The following is a 16857-nucleotide window of genomic DNA, read 5'->3' on the forward strand; positions in this document are numbered from 1 at the left end:
GGGGGGGGGGGGGGGGGGGGGCCGGGCCGGGGCATCGTCGGGACCGATGATGCGCCCCTCCGTGGAGTACCCCTCACCGGTGACGCGGAACGCGGAGCCGTCCAGGACCGGCCTCCGCACCGTCATCTCGTCGAGCGCGGGAATGCCGGTCCTGTCCGTGGCGATGTGCGTGGTGGACCCCAGGGTCTCCACCGCCGACAGCTGCTTGACGATCACCCCGCGCCGGGCCAGCCGGTGGACGCCCGTCGCCAGGGTGAAGGCGACGACCGCAGGCAGCCCTTCGGGCATGGTGGCCACCGCCAGGGACACCGCCGTCAGCATCAGCTCGGTCCAGGGCTGCCCGCGGATCAGGCCGAGGACGCCGCCCACGACCACGACGGCGATGAGCGTCAGCAGACGGGCCAGGCGGTCGATCTCCACGGCGTGCCCGTCCCGGCGCACCCGCGCGGTGATCACGGACATCTTGCGCAGCGCCGCCGGGGAGGACTCGGCCCGCGCCTGCTGGACGTAGTTGAGCACCGTGTTGAAGCCGGCCACCAGCAGGATCACCACCGGCGTCTTCCACTCGCGGGACACGAGCGCGGAGACGACCTCCGCGACCAGCAGCACGATGGTCATCCGGTCCGAGACCAGGCCCAGGACCATGCGCCAGACCGGCACCTGGCGGCCTCGGCCAGCACGTTGGGGCCGTGGCGCCGGGCGCGCTCCGCGACCTGCTCGCTCGACAGCCCCTGCACCGGATCCACGTCGAGAGCTCCGGTGACGTCCGCGGTGGGACGGGTGTGCCAAGGAATGCTCACGAGGGCCTCGCTTGCCCGACAGTGCCCCCAGACTGGAGCCGACGGTCATGGCCGGCCGGAGCGGGACAGCACGGTGACGACACCGGTGGCTCGGCCGGGAAGCCCCCCGAGGCGGTGTGTCAGCAGGTGCCGCTGCGGCGCCGTGCCACGACGGCGGAGCCGACCACGGCCAGCACACCGGCACCGGCCACGGCGTAGCCCGGGGCACCGGACGCGGCGGCGGGCGCGGTCTCGGCGACGGAGCCGGTGACGGGCCCGGCGGCGGGACCGGTGACGGGCCCGGTCTGGTCGGCCCCCGCGGGGGAGACGGCCATGCCCAGGACGCCCAGGGCGAGTGCCGGGACGGCGAGGCGGGGAAGCACGGTCATGGGAATCCTCCGAGGGGGGTGACGGGTCTCACATGCCGCTCCCGACCGTACAGGAGGCCGGCGGTCCGTTCCACCGTCCTCCGGGGCCGGCGAGCCCCCGCGTCGTCCCGCCCGGTGCCCCGCCACCACATGTCGCCCGGACGTGGGAAGCTGGAACCCACCCCGCCCAGCACGCGGCCCGACCCGGCCGCCACGACAGGAGGACGCGGCCATGACCCCACCGCGGCGCCCCGCACCCACCGCCGGACCCACCTGGCGCGACGTCGAGCCCACCCCGCTCATCCTGCTCACCGGCCCCGAGGACTACCTCGCCGCCCGCGCCCGCGACCGTGTCCGCACGGTCCTCAAGGACCGGCGCGGCCCTGTCGAGCTCTCCACCGTGGACGCCGCCGCCTACGCCCCCGGGCAGCTCGCGGCGCTCGCCAGCCCCTCCCTGTTCGACGACGCGAAGCTCATCCACGTCACCAACCTTGCCGCCATGAACGACGACTGCCTCGCCGACGGCCTCGCCTACGTCCAGGCGCCCGACCCGGACGTCGTCGTGCTCTGGGAGCACAGCGGCGGCAACCGCGGCAAGAAGCTCCTGGACGCCCTCAAGGCCGCCGGCGCCGCCGTCGTGGAGTGCAAGCCCCTCAAGAACGACCGCGACAAGACCGACTTCATCGTCACCGAGTTCCGCACCCACCGGCGCCGCATCGACCCCGACGCCGCCCGGGCGCTCGCGGCGGCCGTGGGCAGCAGCACGGCGGAGCTCGCCGCCGCGTGCGCCCAGCTGCTCTCGGACGGCCCCGAGAGCATCAGCTTCGACGACGTCGAGAAGTACTACGGCGGGCGCGTCGAGGCCACCGCGTTCAAGGTGGCGGACGCCGCGCTGGCCGGGCGCGCCGAGACCGCCCTCAAGCTGTGGCGCCAGGCCCTCGACACCGGGGTGGACCCCGTCCCGATGGTCGGGGCGCTGGCCGCCAAGCTGCGCACGATCGCCCAGGTGCACGGGACCCGCGGCGGCGCGGGCCAGCTCGCCCAGCGCATCGGGGCCGCCCCGTGGCAGGTGGAGCGGGCGCAGGACGAGTCCCGGCGCTTCTCCGAGGCGGACCTCGTGCGGGCGCTCCGGGCGCTGGCCGAGGCCGACGCGCAGGTCAAGGGTGAGGGCCGGGACCCCGCCTACGCGGTGGAGCGGGCCATCACGACCATCGCCCTGTCCGGACGCCGCTGAGCGCTGTCCGGCCGCGGCCGGACGGTCTCACCCGGACACGACGGAGGCCCCGTCCCTGAGTGGGACGGGGCCTCCGTGCGGCCCGCCGATGCGGCGGGCGCGGTTCGCGGAAACCGGGATCAGATCTTGGCGACCAGCTTGGCCAGACCGGACTTCTTGTTGGCCGCGTTGTTCTTGTGCAGGACGCCCTTGCTGACGGCCTTGTCGAGCTTGCGGGAGACGACGCGCAGGGCGTCCTGGGCGGTCTCCTTGTCGGAGGCGCCGACGGCCTCGTCGACGCGGCGGACCAGCGTCTTCAGCTCGGACTTGTACGCGTTGTTGCGCAGACGCGACTTCTCGTTCGTGAGGTTGCGCTTCTTCTGGGACTTGATGTTGGCCACGTGTCACTCCTTGGCGATGGGTGCGGAATTCGGTCAGTGAGGGCAAACAGGACAGCCATGTGACTGAGTGGGAGTGGGGACGCCCGTGTGGCGACCGCCCTGCAGTGCCCGACGACCAGCGCGGACACACAGCAGAAAAGTCTAGCAGACCACGCCCCGTCGCCGGACAGCGCCGACACGGAGCGCGCCGGGCCCGCGTGCTCAACCGCGCAGGCGGTGGAGCCGTCCGGCCACCCGGTCGAAGAGGTGCTCGGGCAGGACCGCGCCCTCCCGCCGGACGTCCGCGGGCAGCACCTGGACCACGCGGTCGAGCCTGACCTCGGACGGCCGGCCCCGGGGGTCCCACGGCCCCGTCCCGACGTCCACGTAGTCGGGGTCCTGTGCCGGCCCGTCTCCGTGGTCCCGGGAGGTGAGCATCAGGCACAGCAGGTGGTCCCCGGCCCGGTCCACGACCAGCACGGGCCGGTCCTTGCCGCGGCGCTGGTCCTCCTCGAACGGCACCCAGGTCCACACGATCTCGCCGGGATCGGCCTCGCCGTCGGACAGCGGGCGGTAGACGGGCCGGACCGGCCCGGTCCAGTCCCCGGGGTAGGGGCGGGAGAGCCCTTCGGGGCGGCCGTCGCCGGCCCGGGAGGGCACGGTGGGCCGGGGCCGCGCGGAGGGGGACCCGGCGCGCCGACCCGGACGGGGCTGCTCCGGGCGGCCCCGTCCGGAGCGCTGGTAGACGTCCACGGCGCGGGCGGCGAGACGGGCCAGGGTGCCGAGGTTCAGCTTCATGCGCCCACTCTAGCCAGGGACCGTCCGGCGTCGTCGGGCCCGCACGGGGCGAAATGGCTCTCCATGACCGAACGTGGGAAACTGGACAGTTGAATCCCCGGCGCGGTCCACCCGCCGGTAGCCCCAGCACCTGCCGGAAGCGACGTTCTCCCGGAGAAAGGACCGCCCGTGTCACCGCTGGCCGTCAATGCCCCGGTCCCCGCCTCGACCGACCCGTCGATCCTCCGCAACTTCTGCATCATCGCCCACATCGACCACGGGAAGTCCACGCTCGCGGACCGGATGCTGCAGGCCACCGGCGTGGTCACCACGCGCGAGATGAAGGCCCAGTACCTGGACCGGATGGACATCGAGCGCGAGCGCGGGATCACCATCAAGTCCCAGGCGGTGCGCATGCCCTGGGGCGTGGCGGGCACGGACTACGCCCTGAACATGATCGACACCCCGGGGCACGTGGACTTCACCTACGAGGTCTCCCGGTCCCTGGCCGCCTGCGAGGGCGCCCTGCTCCTGGTGGACGCCGCGCAGGGCATCGAGGCGCAGACCCTGGCGAACCTCTACCTGGCCATGGAGAACGACCTCACGATCATCCCGGTGCTCAACAAGATCGACCTGCCCGCGGCCCAGCCGGAGAAGTACGCCCGGGAGCTCGGCAACCTCATCGGCGTGGACCCCGAGGACGTGCTGCGGGTCTCCGGCAAGACCGGGGAGGGCGTCGAGGCACTGCTCGACCGGATCGTGGAGCTGGTCCCCGCCCCGCAGGGCGACGCGGACGCGCCGTCGCGGGCCATGATCTTCGACTCGGTCTACGACACCTACCGCGGCGTGGTCACCTACGTCCGCGTGGTCGACGGCCGGCTGACCCCGCGCGAGCGGATCCGGATGATGTCCACCGGCGCGCAGCACGAGCTGCTGGAGATCGGGGTCATCTCGCCCGAGCCGAAGCCCACGGAGGGACTGGGCGTGGGCGAGGTCGGCTATCTCATCACCGGGGTCAAGGACGTGCGCCAGTCCCGGGTGGGGGACACGGTGACCAACCACCAGCGGCCGGCGATGGAGGACCTGGGCGGCTACGAGGACCCCAAGCCGATGGTCTTCTCGGGGCTGTTCCCCATCGACGGCTCCGACTACCCGGTCCTGCGCGACGCCCTGGACAAGCTCCAGCTCAACGACGCCGCCCTGGTCTACGAGCCCGAGAACTCTGCGGCCCTGGGCTTCGGCTTCCGCTGCGGGTTCCTGGGACTGCTCCACCTCGAGATCGTCCGGGAGCGCCTCGAGCGCGAGTTCAACCTCGACCTGATCTCCACCGCGCCGTCCGTGAGCTACAACGTCACCCTCGAGGACCGTTCCGAGCGGATGGTCACGAACCCGTCCGAGTTCCCCGAGGGGAAGATCGCCGAGATCCGCGAGCCCATGGTCGCCGCGACGGTGCTGGCCCCGTCCGAGTTCATCGGCGCGATCATGGAGCTGTGCCAGTCCAAGCGCGGTCAGCTCAAGGGCATGGACTACCTCTCCGAGGACCGGGTGGAGCTGCGCTACCGGCTGCCCCTGGCCGAGATCGTCTTCGACTTCTTCGACCAGCTGAAGTCGCGCACCAAGGGCTACGCGTCCCTGGACTGGAAGGCCGAGGGCGAGGAGGCCGCGGACCTCGTCAAGGTGGACATCCTCCTGCAGGGCGAGCCGGTGGACGCCTTCAGCGCGATCACCCACCGGGACAAGGCGTACGCCTACGGGGTGATGATGACCGGCAAGCTGCGCGAGCTCATCCCGCGCCAGCAGTTCGAGGTCCCCATCCAGGCGGCCATCGGCTCCCGGGTGATCGCCCGCGAGAACATCCGGGCGATCCGCAAGGACGTGCTCTCCAAGTGCTACGGCGGCGACATCTCGCGCAAGCGCAAGCTGCTCGAGAAGCAGAAGGAGGGCAAGAAGCGGATGAAGATGGTGGGCCGCGTGGAGGTCCCTCAGGAGGCGTTCGTCGCGGCACTGTCCTCCGACGAGGCCGGGGCGAAGGACAAGAAGAAGTAGTGGCCCCCGCCCAGCCGGAGGGCCTGCCCGGCCCGCTCGACGGACTGCTGCCGCCCTCCGCCGCCGAGGGCTCCGCGGACCGCACGCTCAGCCTCTACGTGCACGTGCCGTTCTGCGCGGTCCGGTGCGGCTACTGCGACTTCAACACCTACACGGCCGTGGAGCTCGGGTCCGGGGTGTCCCAGGACGCCTACGCCGGCGACGCCGCGGCGGAGGTCCGCTGGGCGCGCCGGGTGCTCGAGGACTCCGGGACCGCCCCCCGCCCGCTGCACAGCGTGTTCTTCGGCGGCGGCACCCCCACCCTGCTCCCCGCCGAGGACCTCGCCGCCGTCCTGGTGCAGGCCCGGGAGAGCTTCGGGCTCGCCGCGGGCGCCGAGGTGACCACCGAGGCCAATCCGGACTCCGTGACGCCCGAGTCCCTGGCGGTGCTGGCGTCGGCGGGGGTGACCCGGGTGTCCTTCGGGATGCAGTCCGCCGTCCCGCACGTGCTCGCCGTCCTGGACCGCACGCACGACCCCGACAACGTGCCGCGCGCGGTCCGGTGGGCCCGCGAGGCGGGCCTGGGCGTCAGCGTGGACCTGATCTACGGCACCCCGGGGGAGTCCCTGGCCGACTGGGAGCACTCGGTGCGCACGGCCGTGGGCTACGCGCCCGACCACGTCTCCGCGTACTCGCTGATCATCGAGGACGGGACGAAGCTCGCGGCGCGGATGCGGCGCGGGGAGGTCCCGCCGATCGACGAGGACGACCAGGCCGACAAGTACGAGCTCGCGGACCGGGTGCTCGCGGAGGCCGGCTTCGAGTGGTACGAGGTGAGCAACTGGGCCCGGCCCGCCGGCGGCGCGGACGCCGGGGCCCACCGCAGCCGGCACAACCTCGCGTACTGGCGCAACCAGGACTGGTGGGGGATCGGGCCCGGGGCGCACTCGCACGTGGGGGGGACGCGCTGGTGGAACCTCAAGCACCCCGTGCCCTACACGAACCGGGTGCGCGCGCGGCAGTCGCCCGCGGCCGGGCGCGAGATCCTCGACGCGGGGACCCGGCACCTCGAGCGCGTGATGCTCGAGGCCCGGATCCGGGACGGACTGCCCACGGCCGCCCTGGCCGAGGACGGGCGTGCGGCGGTGGCCGGGCTGATCGCCGACGGTCTGGTGGAGCCCGCGGCGGCGCTGCGCGGCACGGTGGTGCTGACGCTGCGGGGCCGGCTCCTGGGCGACGCCGTGGTGCGGCGGCTGCTCACCTGACGAAGGCATCCCGTCGGGAGAGCCGGTTCGAGGACCGGCCGCCCCGGTCACGACCGCCTGCGCGAGGACCGGGCGCCCCGGCCGGGGCGCCCCAGCGGGGCAAGGTGTTAGCCGCGCGCGGCGCGCTCGCGGGACCGCTCGCGGAGGCGGTCGGCCAGCCGGTCGTAGAGCCGGGTGTTGAAGCGGTACAGGTGCGGCTCGCCGCCGTTGACCCGGACGCCGCCGATGAGGGAGCCGACCGCGAGCAGCAGCCACGCGGCGGCCGCGGCGAGCGCGAAGAACCACCCGATGAACGGCACCGGCGCGAGCAGGATCCCGGCCACCACCACGAGAGTCGGCAGCAGAGTGAAGTTCATGGCCTCCCTCGACTCCTGCTCGGTGAACGGGCCGCGCCCGCGGAAGACGCGGTGGACGAGGAACGAGGGGAGGAAGCCGACGACGCCGCCGAAGTGCGCCAGGGTCGCCCACTGGTGGTCCTCGGAGACGGTCAGCGGCTGGGCCACGGGGGAGAGGCCCTCGAACGGGGCCCCGGCGTTGTCGCGGCTCGATCGGGGGTCGGTCTGCACGGGCACGGATGTCCTTCGGCGGTGGGACCGCGGCGGGGCCGCGGACGGTGGGTGGGACACGACCATCCTACCGACCGGTCCGGACAGCCGGGGATCGAGCCCGCGCACGTGTGCCTTTGTGACGCCCCGCGGCCGGGCCCCGTGCACGGGGAGGGAACCGGGTCAGGCCCCGGGCGCGGTGAGGAAGTCGATGAGCTCCTCCACCCGGCCCAGCAGGGACGGCTCGAGATCGGCGTAGCTGTCCACGCGGGAGAGGATGTGCTGCCAGGCCCGTCCCAGGTCGCCGGGGGTGCGGTGCGGCCACCCGAGGGCGGCGGCGGTGCCGGTCTTCCAGTCGGTGCCCCGCGGGACCACGGGCCAGCCGTCGATGCCCAGCGTGCGCGGCTTGACCGCCTGCCAGATGTCGACGTAGGGGTGGCCCAGCACCAGGACGTTGCCCGCGGCGCCGGGCAGGCGCATGGTCTCCGCGGCGATCCTGGACTCCTTGGAACCGGCCACGAGGTGGTCGACGAGGACGCCGAGCCGCCGCCCGGGGCCCGGCCCGAACTCCCGCACGGCGGCGGGCAGGTCGTCGATGCCGTGCAGCGGCTCCACCACGATGCCCTCGACCGCCAGGTCGTGCCCCCAGACCTTGGCCACCAGCTCGGCGTCGTGGTAGCCCTCGACCCACACGCGGGAGGCCTTCGCGGTGCTCGCGCGCAACCCCTCGACGGCCACGGATCCCGAGCGCGTGCGGGAGGGCTTCTTCGCGGCGGGGGCCCGGCGGGGCTCGACGACGACCACGGGATCGCCCTCGAGCAGGAAGCCCGGACCCAGGGGGAACGCCTTGACCCGCCCTCTCCGGTCCTCGAGGCCCATCACGCGCATGCCGCCGATGGTCTCCAGGGACACGACGGCGCCGACCCAGCCGGTCGTGACGTCCTCCAGCAGCATCCCCGGGGCGACCGGGACCTCCGCGGAGACCGGCCGGCGGCGGGCGAGGGCGTCGTCGTCGAGGCTGCGCGGCCCCCAGCCGTGGTCGCTCATGGTCGTCCTCCCGGGTCGCGGTGCCGCGCGTCCGGCGCGGATCAGCCGGAAGCGTACCAAACCGCGGGCGGCGGACCGGCCGTCGGACACGGGGGCTACACTGGACGGCGTTAGCACTGTGCCCGCCCGAGTGCCAGGACGGGTCGGGGGCGAGGACGAACCGGGGAGGAGCGACGTGAACCATCCGAGACGACTGCAGATCCTGCAGGCCATCGTGGAGGACTACGTGCACTTCCGCGAGCCCGTGGGCTCCAAGGCCCTCGTGGACCGGCACCGGCTCGGCGTCTCCTCGGCCACCGTGCGCAACGACATGGCCGCGCTCGAGGAGGAGGGCCTGATCACGGCCCCCCACACGAGCTCGGGCCGGATCCCCACGGACAAGGGCTACCGCACGTTCGTCGACCAGATCGCGGCCGTCAAGCCGCTCTCGGGCCCGGAACGACGGGCCATCCAGCGGCTGCTCGACGACGCCGCCGACATCGACGACGTCATGGAGCGCACCGTGCGGCTGCTCGCGCAGCTCACCCAGCAGGTCGCGGTCGTGCAGTACCCGCACGCCTCCGGCGTGACCGTGCGCCACGTCGAGGTCGTGGACCTCGGGGCCGGCCGGGTGCTCGTGGTGCTCATCCCCACCAACGGCCGGGTGGCCCAGCGCGTCGCCGTGCTGCGGGCGCCTCTCGAGGATTCCCAGTTGCTCGAGCTGCGCGCCCGGGTGCTGGCGGCCGTGGTCGGGCGCTCCCTGACCGCGGTGCCGGACGCCCTCGCGGTGATGGCGGCAGGCACCGCCCCGCCGCTGCAACCGGCCGCCGCCGCCGTGGGGGAGGCCGTCGGCGCCCTCGCGGCCGGGGGAGCCGAGCACCGGATGGTCATGGCGGGCACCGCCAACCTCGCCCGCTCCACCGGGGACTTCCACCTGAGCATCGGCCCGGTCCTCGAGGCCCTCGAGGAGCAGGTGGTGATGCTCCGGCTGCTGTCCGAGATGGAGCAGGACGCCCGCGGGGTCGCCGTGCGGATCGGCACGGAGAACGCCGAGGGCCCCCTGTCCGAGGCCGCCGTCGTCGCCACCGGCTACGGGCCGCAGTCGAAGGTGGGGGTCGTGGGCCCCATGCGCATGGACTACCCGTCCACGATGGCCGCCGTGCGCGCCGTCGCCCGCTACCTCTCCCGTATCCTCGGGGGCTGAGCCCCCGCGGGCCCCGTTCCCCGGGGCCCTCCAGCGAAACCCACCACAGACCTCTCGACAGAACGGACCACGGTGAGCGATCACTACGAGACCCTGGGCGTGTCCCGGGACGCCAGCCAGGAAGAGATCAAGAAGGCCTACCGCAAGAAGGCCCGCCGGCTGCACCCCGACGTCAACTCCGGCCCCGAGGCCGCCGAGGACTTCAAGCGCCTCTCGCACGCCAACGACGTCCTCTCCGACCCGGAGAAGCGGCGTGTCTACGACGCGACCGGCAACGAGAACGGCACCGACACCGGCTTCGGCGGAGGCTTCCCCGGCACGGGCTTCGGCTTCGCCGACATCTTCGACACGTTCTTCCAGGGCGCCGGCGGCGCCGGCTCCGGCCGGCGCGGCCCCGCGTCCCGCACGCGCCAGGGCCAGGACGCCCTGATCAACGTCCGGGTCTCCCTCAGGGACGCGGTCTTCGGCACGGAGAAGAAGATCACGGTGGACACGGCCGTGGTCTGCCCCACCTGCGGCGGCACGTGCTGCCAGGCGGGCACCCAGCCCGAGACCTGCGACGTCTGCCACGGATCCGGCCAGGTGCAGCGCCAGGTCCAGTCGATCCTCGGCACCGTGGTCACGGCGGCGCCGTGCGCCACCTGCCAGGGCTTCGGCACCGTCATCAAGCACCCGTGCCACGAGTGCTACGGCGAGGGCCGCGTGCGCGACCGCCGCCCGCTGACCGTCAAGATCCCCGCCGGCGTCTCGACCGGCAACCGCATCCGCCTCTCGGGGCAGGGCGAGGCCGGCACCGCCGGCGGGCCGAACGGCGACCTCTACGTCGAGCTCAAGGTCGACCCCGACCCCACGTTCGAGCGCCAGGGCGACGACCTGCACGCCCGCGTCCGGGTGCCCATGACCTCCGCGGCCCTCGGCACCACCGTGACCCTCGAGACCTTCGACGGCGAGCGCGAGGTGCCCGTGGGCCCCGGCACGCAGACCGGCCACACCGTGACCCTGCACGAGCTCGGGGCCACCCGGCTGCGCGGCGGCGGCCGGGGCGAGCTGTTCGTCCACCTCGAGGTCGAGACCCCCACGGCTCTCGACGACGAACAGCGCGAGCTGCTCGAGCAGCTGTCCCGGCTGCGCGGCGAGGACCAGTCCACCGGCACCACCCTGAACTCCCCGGCCGGCTCCGGCGGCTTCTTCTCCCGGCTCAAGGACAGGTTCTCCGACCTGTGAGCCTGCCGGTCTTCAAGGTCGAGCCGGGCCGGCTCACCGGCCTCGGCCCCGGGGCGGCGCTCACCGTCACCGGCCCGGAGGCCCGGCACGCCGTCGCCGTGCGCCGTCTCGCGCCCGGTGAGCGCCTCGAGCTCGTCGACGGCGCAGGCACCCGGGCCACCGGGGAGCTGCGCACGGGGGACCGGGACAGCATGGAGGTCGGCATCGTCTCGGTGACCACCGAGCCCGCCCGCACCCCCCGGCTCCTCCTCGCCCAGGCCCTCGCGAAGGGCGAGCGGGACCTGCTGGCCGTGGAGACGGCCACCGAGCTGGGCGTCGACGCGGTGGTGCCCTGGCAGGCCGACCGCTCGATCGTGCGGTGGAAGAAGGAGCGGGCCGCCAAGAGCCACGAGAAGTGGGTGCACACCGTCGCGGCCGCCGCGAAGCAGTCCCGGCGGGCGGCCTGGCCCGAGGTGCTGCCCCTGTGCACCACCCGCGAGCTCGCCCGCCTGCTCGGGGAGCCGGGGACCCGGGGCCTGGTCCTGCACGAGGAGGCGCGCGACTCCCTCGCCGACATGCCGGGCGCCGCCGGCGACCCCTGGGCGGGCGTCGAGCGGATCGTCCTGGTCGTGGGTCCCGAGGGGGGCATCGCACCCACGGAGCTCGAGGCAATGGCCGGAGCGGGGGCCGGCGCCGTGCGGCTCGGTCCGGAGGTGCTGCGCAGCTCCACGGCCGGCCCGGCCGCGCTGGCGGTGCTCAGCGCCGCCCTGGGCCGCTGGGCCGCCGGGTCCCGCTGAGCCCGGCGCGGCCGGTTCAGCCGGCGACGACCTCCACGTCCTTGTCGTCGCGCACGGTCCCGCCCTCGGCGTCCCGGCCGACGACCGTCACCACGTAGTCGCCCGGCTCCAGCTCGAGCTCGGCCCGGAACCCGACGGTCCCGTCGCCCCGCGGGACCACGGCCGCCGCGCCGCTCGAGACGTGCTGCCCGTCCGGTCCGGCCACGGTCCATCGGCAGCCCCGGACGCCGTCCAGTGCCCGTCCCGAGAAGGTCAGGGTCCCCTCGGACCGCTCGTCCTGCCGCGGTTCGTCGAGCCAGATCGGCGCCGCCATCCCCTCGTCGGGCCGGAGGGGGCCGTCGAGGCGCACGGACCCGAAGACCTCCTCGTCGGGCCGGCCGTCCACGAGCACCACCACCTCGGCCTCCGAGCCCTTGGGCAGCAGGCCCGCCGTAGCCGCCGTGGCGGTGACCGTGTGCGCGAGCTGCTGGAGGGCCAGCCGCACCTCGCGGTCGTCCAGGTCCGGGCGGAAGGCCTCGGACGGCAGGTCCACGGTGATGGTCCCTCCGGGGGACGTCGAGGCGCCCACCCGGTCCACCGGGGACCACAGGGTCCGGTAGTCCGGGTCCGCGGGGGTCGCCCCGGTCATCAGCGCCGCCGCCGCCGCGATGGGGTCCACGGCCGCGGCCGCCTCGGAGGCGTCCCGGAACTCCCGGAACAGCCGCTCCTCCCCGTTCGCGCGGCCCACCCAGTAGACGGGCAGCTTCGTGGTGGCCACCCGGCCGTCGGCGGTGCTCGCCGTGGTCGACGGGGCCGGCGCCGTGCCCGGCGTGGTGACCGTGCCGTCGAGGGCAGGCTCCGGACCGGTGCCGCACGCGCCGAGGACGAGGACGCCCACGGCGGTCAGCGCGAGCACGGGGAACCGGCCGCGGGCGGGCTCGGGCCGGGAACGGGCAGTGGCCATGGGGGGACGCGCACCTCGGCTTTCCGGGATCGGACGGGGGGCGGTGCCGGCACTGGGGGAGGCCGCACCTGTCCCCCTGCCGGAGGACCGGACCATTCCAGCACAGCGGCCGGGGGCGTCCCCAGCCGAGGAGCCCCGGTGGCCGTGACCGATACCAAATCGGAATGTGCGCCCGGCGACCGCCGGTGCCGGTACCGCGCGGTACCCTGGAGGGAGGACGAGTCCCGTCCGCCGCCCCTTCCCCGGCGACCCACGAGAGAGCGAGAGCACGGCCCGCGCGGCCGGACCCATGACTGAGACGCTGCCCGGCACCACGCACCCCCTGACGGCCCGCACCGTCATCACCTTCCCCGACCGCGAGACGATGGTCCGGTGCCTCGGCTCCGGGGACGACACCCTGCGCCAGGTGGAGACGGCGTTCCCGGGCCTCACGACCAGCCCGCGGGGTCTCGAGCTCGGCATCGAGGGCCCGAGCGGGCCCGTGCAGATCGTCGCCACCCTCTTCGACGAGCTGAAGGTCCTGGCCGGCCGCGAGACCGCGGTCACCCCCCAGGTGATCACCCAGCTGCTCGAGCTGATCGGCCGGGACCTCACCGCCCGTCCCAGCGGCGCCCTGACCCAGAACATCCTCTCCAGCCGCGGTCGCAAGATCCGCCCGAAGACCCTCCACCAGAAGACCTACGTCGACGCCATCGACGAGCACACCGTGGTCTTCGGCATCGGTCCCGCCGGCACGGGCAAGACCTATCTCGCCATGGCCAAGGCGGTCCAGGCGCTGCAGGCCAAGGAGGTGTCCCGGATCATCCTCACGCGCCCGGCCGTGGAGGCGGGGGAGCGGCTCGGCTTCCTGCCCGGCACGCTCAGCGAGAAGATCGATCCGTACCTGCGACCGCTCTACGACGCGCTGCACGACATGATGGACCCGGACTCGATCCCCCGCCTCATGGAGGCGGGCACCATCGAGGTCGCCCCCCTCGCCTACATGCGCGGCCGCACCCTCAACGACGCGTTCATCATCCTCGACGAGGCGCAGAACACCACGCCCGAGCAGATGAAGATGTTCCTCACCCGGCTCGGCTTCGGCTCCAAGATGGTCGTCACCGGCGACGTCACCCAGGTGGACCTGCCGGGGAGCGCGGCCTCCGGCCTGCGCCAGGTCCAGCACGTGCTGGGCGGCGTCCAGGACGTCGCGTTCACGGAGATGACCGCGGAGGACGTCGTGCGCCACGAGCTGGTCAGCCGGATCGTCAGCGCCTACGACGCCTTCGACACGACCAACCGGCACCGCAACGAGCGGCGCCGGCGCAAGGACGACGCCCGTGCCGCCCGCGACGCCGCGCCGGCGGCTCCGGACGCGGACGGGGCGGAGGCCTGATGGCCGTCGAGTTCGACCTGCAGGTCGACCCGCAGGACGTCCCCGCCGGGGAGCGCGCGGCCTACGACGCGGTCGACGTCGAGCTGCTGGGCCGGCTCGCGGACCATGTCCTGGCGCGCCTGCACGTCCACCCCGACGCGGAGCTGTCGATCGCGGTGGTCGACGAGGACGAGATGGCGCGCCTGCACATCGAGTGGATGGACCTGCCCGGTCCCACGGACGTCCTGTCCTTCCCCATGGACGAGCTGCGCCCGGGGACCCCGGAGGAGCCCGCGGAGGGCACGCTGGGCGACATCGTGCTGTGCCCCCCGGTGGCCCGCCGGCAGGCCGAGGCCGCAGGGCACTCCGTCGCGGACGAGCTGTGCCTGCTCACCACCCACGGCCTCCTGCACCTGCTGGGGCACGACCACGCCGAGCCCGAGGAGCGGCAGGTCATGTTCGCCCTCCAGCGGGACCTGCTCACCGACTTCCTCGGCCGCCCCGCGCCGGTCGAGACCATGGAGTAGCGCCCCATGATGACCACCGCGGTCCTCGTCGTCGCGGCGATCGTGTTCCTGGGCACGGCCTTCGTCCTCACGGCCGCCGAGACCGGCCTCACCTACCTGCCCCGCGCGGACGCCGAGGCCATCGCCCGGGACGCCCCCGACTCCTCCGCCGCGAGGATCCTGGCCACGCCCACGGCCCACCTGCAGGCCCTGCGCTTCTGGAGCGTCTGGTTCGAGACGGCCTCCGCCGTGGCGGTCGCCCTCGCGATGTTCGACGGCCTCGACGACGTCTGGCTCGCCGGGCTGCTGGCCACCGTGGTGATGGCCGCCGTCGGCTTCGTCCTCACCGGGGTCTCGCCCCGCCAGGTCGGGCGCAGCAACGCCGCCGGCACCGTCCGGGCCACCGCCGGCCTCGTGCGCGTGCTGCGCATCGTGCTCGGGCCGGTCCCCGGGATGCTCGTGCGCCTGGGCTCGTCGGTCGCCCGGGACCCGGAGCGCACCGCCCCCGGCTACCTGACCGAGGAGGAGCTGCTCGAGTTCGTGGACCGCTCCACGGGCCAGGCCCTCATCGAGGACAACGAGGCGGAGCTGCTGCACTCGGTCTTCGACCTGGACGACACCAACGTCCGGGCCGTCATGGTGCCCCGCACCGACATGGTCTCCGTCGACGACGACGACACCGTGGACAACGCCCTGAACCTCTTCTTCCGGTCCGGCTACTCCCGCATCCCGGTGATCGGGGAGAGCGCCGACGACGTCCTCGGCATCCTGTACCAGAAGGACCTCGCGGAGCGGGTGCACCGCCTGGGCACCGGGCTGCGGCTCGCGGGGCTGTCCGAGCTCGCCCGGGAGGTCCGCTACGTGCCCGAGTCGAAGAAGGTCAACGAGCTGCTGCGCGAGATGCAGCTCGAGTCGATCCACGTGGCGATCGTCGTCGACGAGTACGGCGGCACCGCGGGGCTCGTGACCCTGGAGGACCTCATCGAAGAGCTGCTCGGGGAGATCGTGGACGAGTACGACCGGGAGAAGCCCGAGGTCGCCGAGGTCGGCGACGGCCGCTACCGCGTCTCCGCCCGGCTCGGCGTCGAGGACCTGGGCGACCTGTTCGGCGTCGACCTCGAGGACGACGAGGTGGACACGGCCGGCGGGCTGCTCGCCAAGTCCATCGGCCGGGTGCCCATCGTGGGCTCCCGCGCCACCGTCGAGGGCATCGTCCTCGAGGCCGTCACCCTGGAGGGACGGCGCAACCGGGTGGGCCAGCTCGAGGTCCGCCGGGACCCCGACTGGGTCCCCTCGGGCTCCACGGCCGTGGAGCCCGCCGCGCAGGAGTCCGAGGAGGAGTCCCACCACCATGTCTGAGCCCACACCCGCCGTTCCCGCCGGAGCGGGCGAGCCAGCATCCGGGGAGCCCGTCCCGTTCCGCGCGGGGTTCGCCGTGCTGGTCGGCCGCCCCAACGCCGGGAAGTCCACGCTCACCAACGCCCTGGTCGGGCAGAAGGTCGCGATCACCTCCAGCCGGCCGCAGACCACGCGGCACACCATCCGGGGCATCGTGCACCGGCCCGAGGGGCAGCTCGTGCTCGTGGACACCCCGGGCCTGCACCGGCCGCGGACGCTGCTCGGGGAACGGCTCAACGACCTCGTGGCCGACACCCTCGCCGAGGTCGACGTCATCGGCTTCTGCGTGCCCGCCAACGAGAAGATCGGCCCCGGGGACCGGTTCATCGCCCAGCAGCTCGCGGCCTCCGGGAACAAGCCGGTCGTGGCGATCGTCACGAAGACGGACACCGTCTCCCGCGCCGAGCTCGCCGAGCAGCTCCTGGCGGTCAACGAGCTGGGCCGCGCCGTCATGGAGGCCGAGCACCGGGTCCGCGCCGAGCGCGCCGAACGGGCCGCCCGCAAGCCCCGCCACCGCGCCACGGGCGCGCACGCGCCCCGTCCGGACGCCGACGACCCGGGCTGGGCCGACGTCATCCCCGTCTCCGCCGTGGACGGCTTCCAGGTCGAGGCCCTCGCCGGCCTGCTCATCGGCAGGATGCCGGAGTCCCCGGCCCTGTACCCGGACGGCGAGCTGACCGACGAACCCGAGATGACGATGGTCGCCGAGCTCGTCCGGGAGGCCGCCCTGGAAGGGGTGCGGGACGAGCTGCCGCACTCCCTCGCGGTCGTGGTCGAGGAGATGGTGCCCCGCGAGGGCCGCCCCGCGGACCGACCGCTGCTTGACGTGCGCGTCAACGTCTACGTCGAGCGGTCGTCGCAGAAGGCCATCATCATCGGCAAGGGCGGCGCGCGGCTGCGCGAGATCGGCACCCGGTCCCGGACCGCCATCGAGGCGTTGCTGGGCACGAAGGTCTACCTGGACCTGCACGTGAAGATCGCCAAGGAGTGGCAGCGCGACCCCAAGCAGCTCTCCCGCCTGGGCTTCTGAGCCGCGGGCGCGCCCCGAACGCGCCCGCCCCCCGCCGCGTCGCC

At 73.8% G+C, this 16857-nt stretch carries 18 protein-coding genes; 10 read left to right on the forward strand and 8 right to left on the reverse strand.

The window, feature by feature from the left end; genetic code table 11:
- The 3 genes from ACYVM4_RS05655 to ACYVM4_RS05665 all read right to left on the reverse strand — a co-directional run.
- A partial coding sequence (locus ACYVM4_RS05655) for a P-type ATPase (RefSeq protein ID WP_460667931.1) occupies positions 1 to 660 on the reverse strand: 660 nt, incomplete at its 3' end.
- Positions 615 to 800, reverse strand: coding sequence for a cation-transporting P-type ATPase (locus tag ACYVM4_RS05660; protein WP_368819905.1), 186 nt, complete (start codon positions 798 to 800; stop codon positions 615 to 617). The genes ACYVM4_RS05655 and ACYVM4_RS05660, both read right to left, overlap by 46 nt.
- 119 nt (positions 801 to 919) lie before the next feature.
- Positions 920 to 1168: a hypothetical protein gene (locus ACYVM4_RS05665; RefSeq protein ID WP_460667932.1), complete on the reverse strand. Its 249-nt coding sequence runs from the start codon at positions 1166 to 1168 to the stop codon at positions 920 to 922.
- Between the two features lie 211 nt (positions 1169 to 1379).
- Between ACYVM4_RS05665 and holA the strand changes: the two genes are divergently transcribed.
- Complete coding sequence (gene holA, locus ACYVM4_RS05670) at positions 1380 to 2381, forward strand: DNA polymerase III subunit delta (protein ID WP_368819647.1); 1002 nt, start codon at positions 1380 to 1382, stop codon at positions 2379 to 2381.
- 119 nt (positions 2382 to 2500) lie between these two features.
- Here the strand turns inward: holA and rpsT are convergent, their stop codons facing one another.
- Complete coding sequence (rpsT, locus tag ACYVM4_RS05675) at positions 2501 to 2761, reverse strand: 30S ribosomal protein S20 (RefSeq protein ID WP_017833968.1); 261 nt, start codon at positions 2759 to 2761, stop codon at positions 2501 to 2503.
- A gap of 201 nt (positions 2762 to 2962) precedes the next feature.
- Positions 2963 to 3538 (reverse strand): type II toxin-antitoxin system PemK/MazF family toxin, encoded by a 576-nt coding sequence (locus tag ACYVM4_RS05680; protein ID WP_460667933.1) that lies wholly within the window; start codon positions 3536 to 3538, stop codon positions 2963 to 2965.
- 168 nt (positions 3539 to 3706) lie between these two features.
- Here ACYVM4_RS05680 and lepA point away from each other — a divergent pair, with 168 nt between their 5' ends.
- Both lepA and hemW read left to right on the forward strand, forming a co-directional pair.
- Positions 3707 to 5563: a translation elongation factor 4 gene (lepA, locus tag ACYVM4_RS05685; protein ID WP_368819649.1), complete on the forward strand. Its 1857-nt coding sequence runs from the start codon at positions 3707 to 3709 to the stop codon at positions 5561 to 5563.
- Entirely contained in the window at positions 5563 to 6807 is a 1245-nt protein-coding gene (gene hemW, locus ACYVM4_RS05690; RefSeq protein WP_368819650.1) for a radical SAM family heme chaperone HemW, read from the forward strand. Before lepA ends, hemW begins: the two co-directional genes overlap by 1 nt.
- A gap of 107 nt (positions 6808 to 6914) precedes the next feature.
- Here the strand turns inward: hemW and ACYVM4_RS05695 are convergent, their stop codons facing one another.
- Positions 6915 to 7379, reverse strand: coding sequence for a DUF4870 domain-containing protein (locus ACYVM4_RS05695; protein ID WP_368819651.1), 465 nt, complete (start codon positions 7377 to 7379; stop codon positions 6915 to 6917).
- A gap of 156 nt (positions 7380 to 7535) precedes the next feature.
- A complete protein-coding gene (locus tag ACYVM4_RS05700; RefSeq protein WP_460667934.1) occupies positions 7536 to 8399 on the reverse strand; it encodes a DUF3097 domain-containing protein in 864 nt (287 codons plus the stop codon).
- A gap of 175 nt (positions 8400 to 8574) precedes the next feature.
- Between ACYVM4_RS05700 and hrcA the strand changes: the two genes are divergently transcribed.
- From hrcA to ACYVM4_RS05715, 3 genes are all read left to right on the forward strand, one after another.
- The gene (hrcA, locus tag ACYVM4_RS05705) at positions 8575 to 9582 is read left to right on the forward strand and encodes a heat-inducible transcriptional repressor HrcA (RefSeq protein WP_368819653.1); all 1008 of its coding nucleotides are present in this window, start codon (positions 8575 to 8577) and stop codon (positions 9580 to 9582) included.
- Between the two features lie 72 nt (positions 9583 to 9654).
- Positions 9655 to 10806 (forward strand): molecular chaperone DnaJ, encoded by a 1152-nt coding sequence (gene dnaJ / locus ACYVM4_RS05710; protein WP_368819654.1) that lies wholly within the window; start codon positions 9655 to 9657, stop codon positions 10804 to 10806.
- Positions 10803 to 11582: a 16S rRNA (uracil(1498)-N(3))-methyltransferase gene (locus ACYVM4_RS05715; RefSeq protein ID WP_460667935.1), complete on the forward strand. Its 780-nt coding sequence runs from the start codon at positions 10803 to 10805 to the stop codon at positions 11580 to 11582. The genes dnaJ and ACYVM4_RS05715 overlap by 4 nt, the downstream gene beginning before the upstream one ends.
- A 16-nt stretch (positions 11583 to 11598) precedes the next feature.
- Here ACYVM4_RS05715 and ACYVM4_RS05720 read toward each other — a convergent pair whose 3' ends face one another.
- On the reverse strand, positions 11599 to 12525 hold the full coding sequence (locus ACYVM4_RS05720; protein ID WP_460667936.1) for a GerMN domain-containing protein: 927 nt from the start codon (positions 12523 to 12525) through the stop codon (positions 11599 to 11601).
- 289 nt (positions 12526 to 12814) lie between these two features.
- Here ACYVM4_RS05720 and ACYVM4_RS05725 point away from each other — a divergent pair, with 289 nt between their 5' ends.
- From ACYVM4_RS05725 to ACYVM4_RS05740, 4 genes are read left to right on the forward strand one after another with little or no spacing between them, the layout of a single operon-like run.
- Positions 12815 to 13900, forward strand: a complete 1086-nt coding sequence (locus tag ACYVM4_RS05725; RefSeq protein ID WP_368831024.1) for a PhoH family protein — start codon at positions 12815 to 12817, stop codon at positions 13898 to 13900.
- Positions 13900 to 14406: an rRNA maturation RNase YbeY gene (ybeY, locus tag ACYVM4_RS05730; RefSeq protein WP_460667937.1), complete on the forward strand. Its 507-nt coding sequence runs from the start codon at positions 13900 to 13902 to the stop codon at positions 14404 to 14406. The genes ACYVM4_RS05725 and ybeY overlap by 1 nt, the downstream gene beginning before the upstream one ends.
- A gap of 9 nt (positions 14407 to 14415) precedes the next feature.
- Complete coding sequence (locus ACYVM4_RS05735) at positions 14416 to 15744, forward strand: hemolysin family protein (RefSeq protein WP_438612781.1); 1329 nt, start codon at positions 14416 to 14418, stop codon at positions 15742 to 15744.
- A complete protein-coding gene (locus ACYVM4_RS05740) occupies positions 15737 to 16813 on the forward strand; it encodes a GTPase Era (RefSeq protein WP_368819661.1) in 1077 nt (358 codons plus the stop codon). The genes ACYVM4_RS05735 and ACYVM4_RS05740 overlap by 8 nt, the downstream gene beginning before the upstream one ends.
- Positions 16814 to 16857 lie beyond the last annotated feature (44 nt).

The organism is Kocuria himachalensis (genome assembly GCF_054784195.1).

Excerpts from the sequence above, each read along its gene's own strand:
- ACYVM4_RS05665 (WP_460667932.1), bottom strand. The coding sequence starts at position 1,168 with ATGACCGTGCTTCCCCGCCTCGCCGTCCCGGCACTCGCCCTGGGCGTC.
- ybeY (WP_460667937.1), top strand. The coding sequence starts at position 13,900 with ATGGCCGTCGAGTTCGACCTGCAGGTCGACCCGCAGGACGTCCCCGCC.
- ACYVM4_RS05720 (WP_460667936.1), bottom strand. The coding sequence starts at position 12,525 with ATGGCCACTGCCCGTTCCCGGCCCGAGCCCGCCCGCGGCCGGTTCCCC.
- ACYVM4_RS05740 (WP_368819661.1), top strand. The coding sequence starts at position 15,737 with ATGTCTGAGCCCACACCCGCCGTTCCCGCCGGAGCGGGCGAGCCAGCA.
- ACYVM4_RS05680 (WP_460667933.1), bottom strand. The coding sequence starts at position 3,538 with ATGAAGCTGAACCTCGGCACCCTGGCCCGTCTCGCCGCCCGCGCCGTG.
- ACYVM4_RS05725 (WP_368831024.1), top strand. The coding sequence starts at position 12,815 with ATGACTGAGACGCTGCCCGGCACCACGCACCCCCTGACGGCCCGCACC.
- holA (WP_368819647.1), top strand. The coding sequence starts at position 1,380 with ATGACCCCACCGCGGCGCCCCGCACCCACCGCCGGACCCACCTGGCGC.
- ACYVM4_RS05735 (WP_438612781.1), top strand. The coding sequence starts at position 14,416 with ATGACCACCGCGGTCCTCGTCGTCGCGGCGATCGTGTTCCTGGGCACG.
- ACYVM4_RS05700 (WP_460667934.1), bottom strand. The coding sequence starts at position 8,399 with ATGAGCGACCACGGCTGGGGGCCGCGCAGCCTCGACGACGACGCCCTC.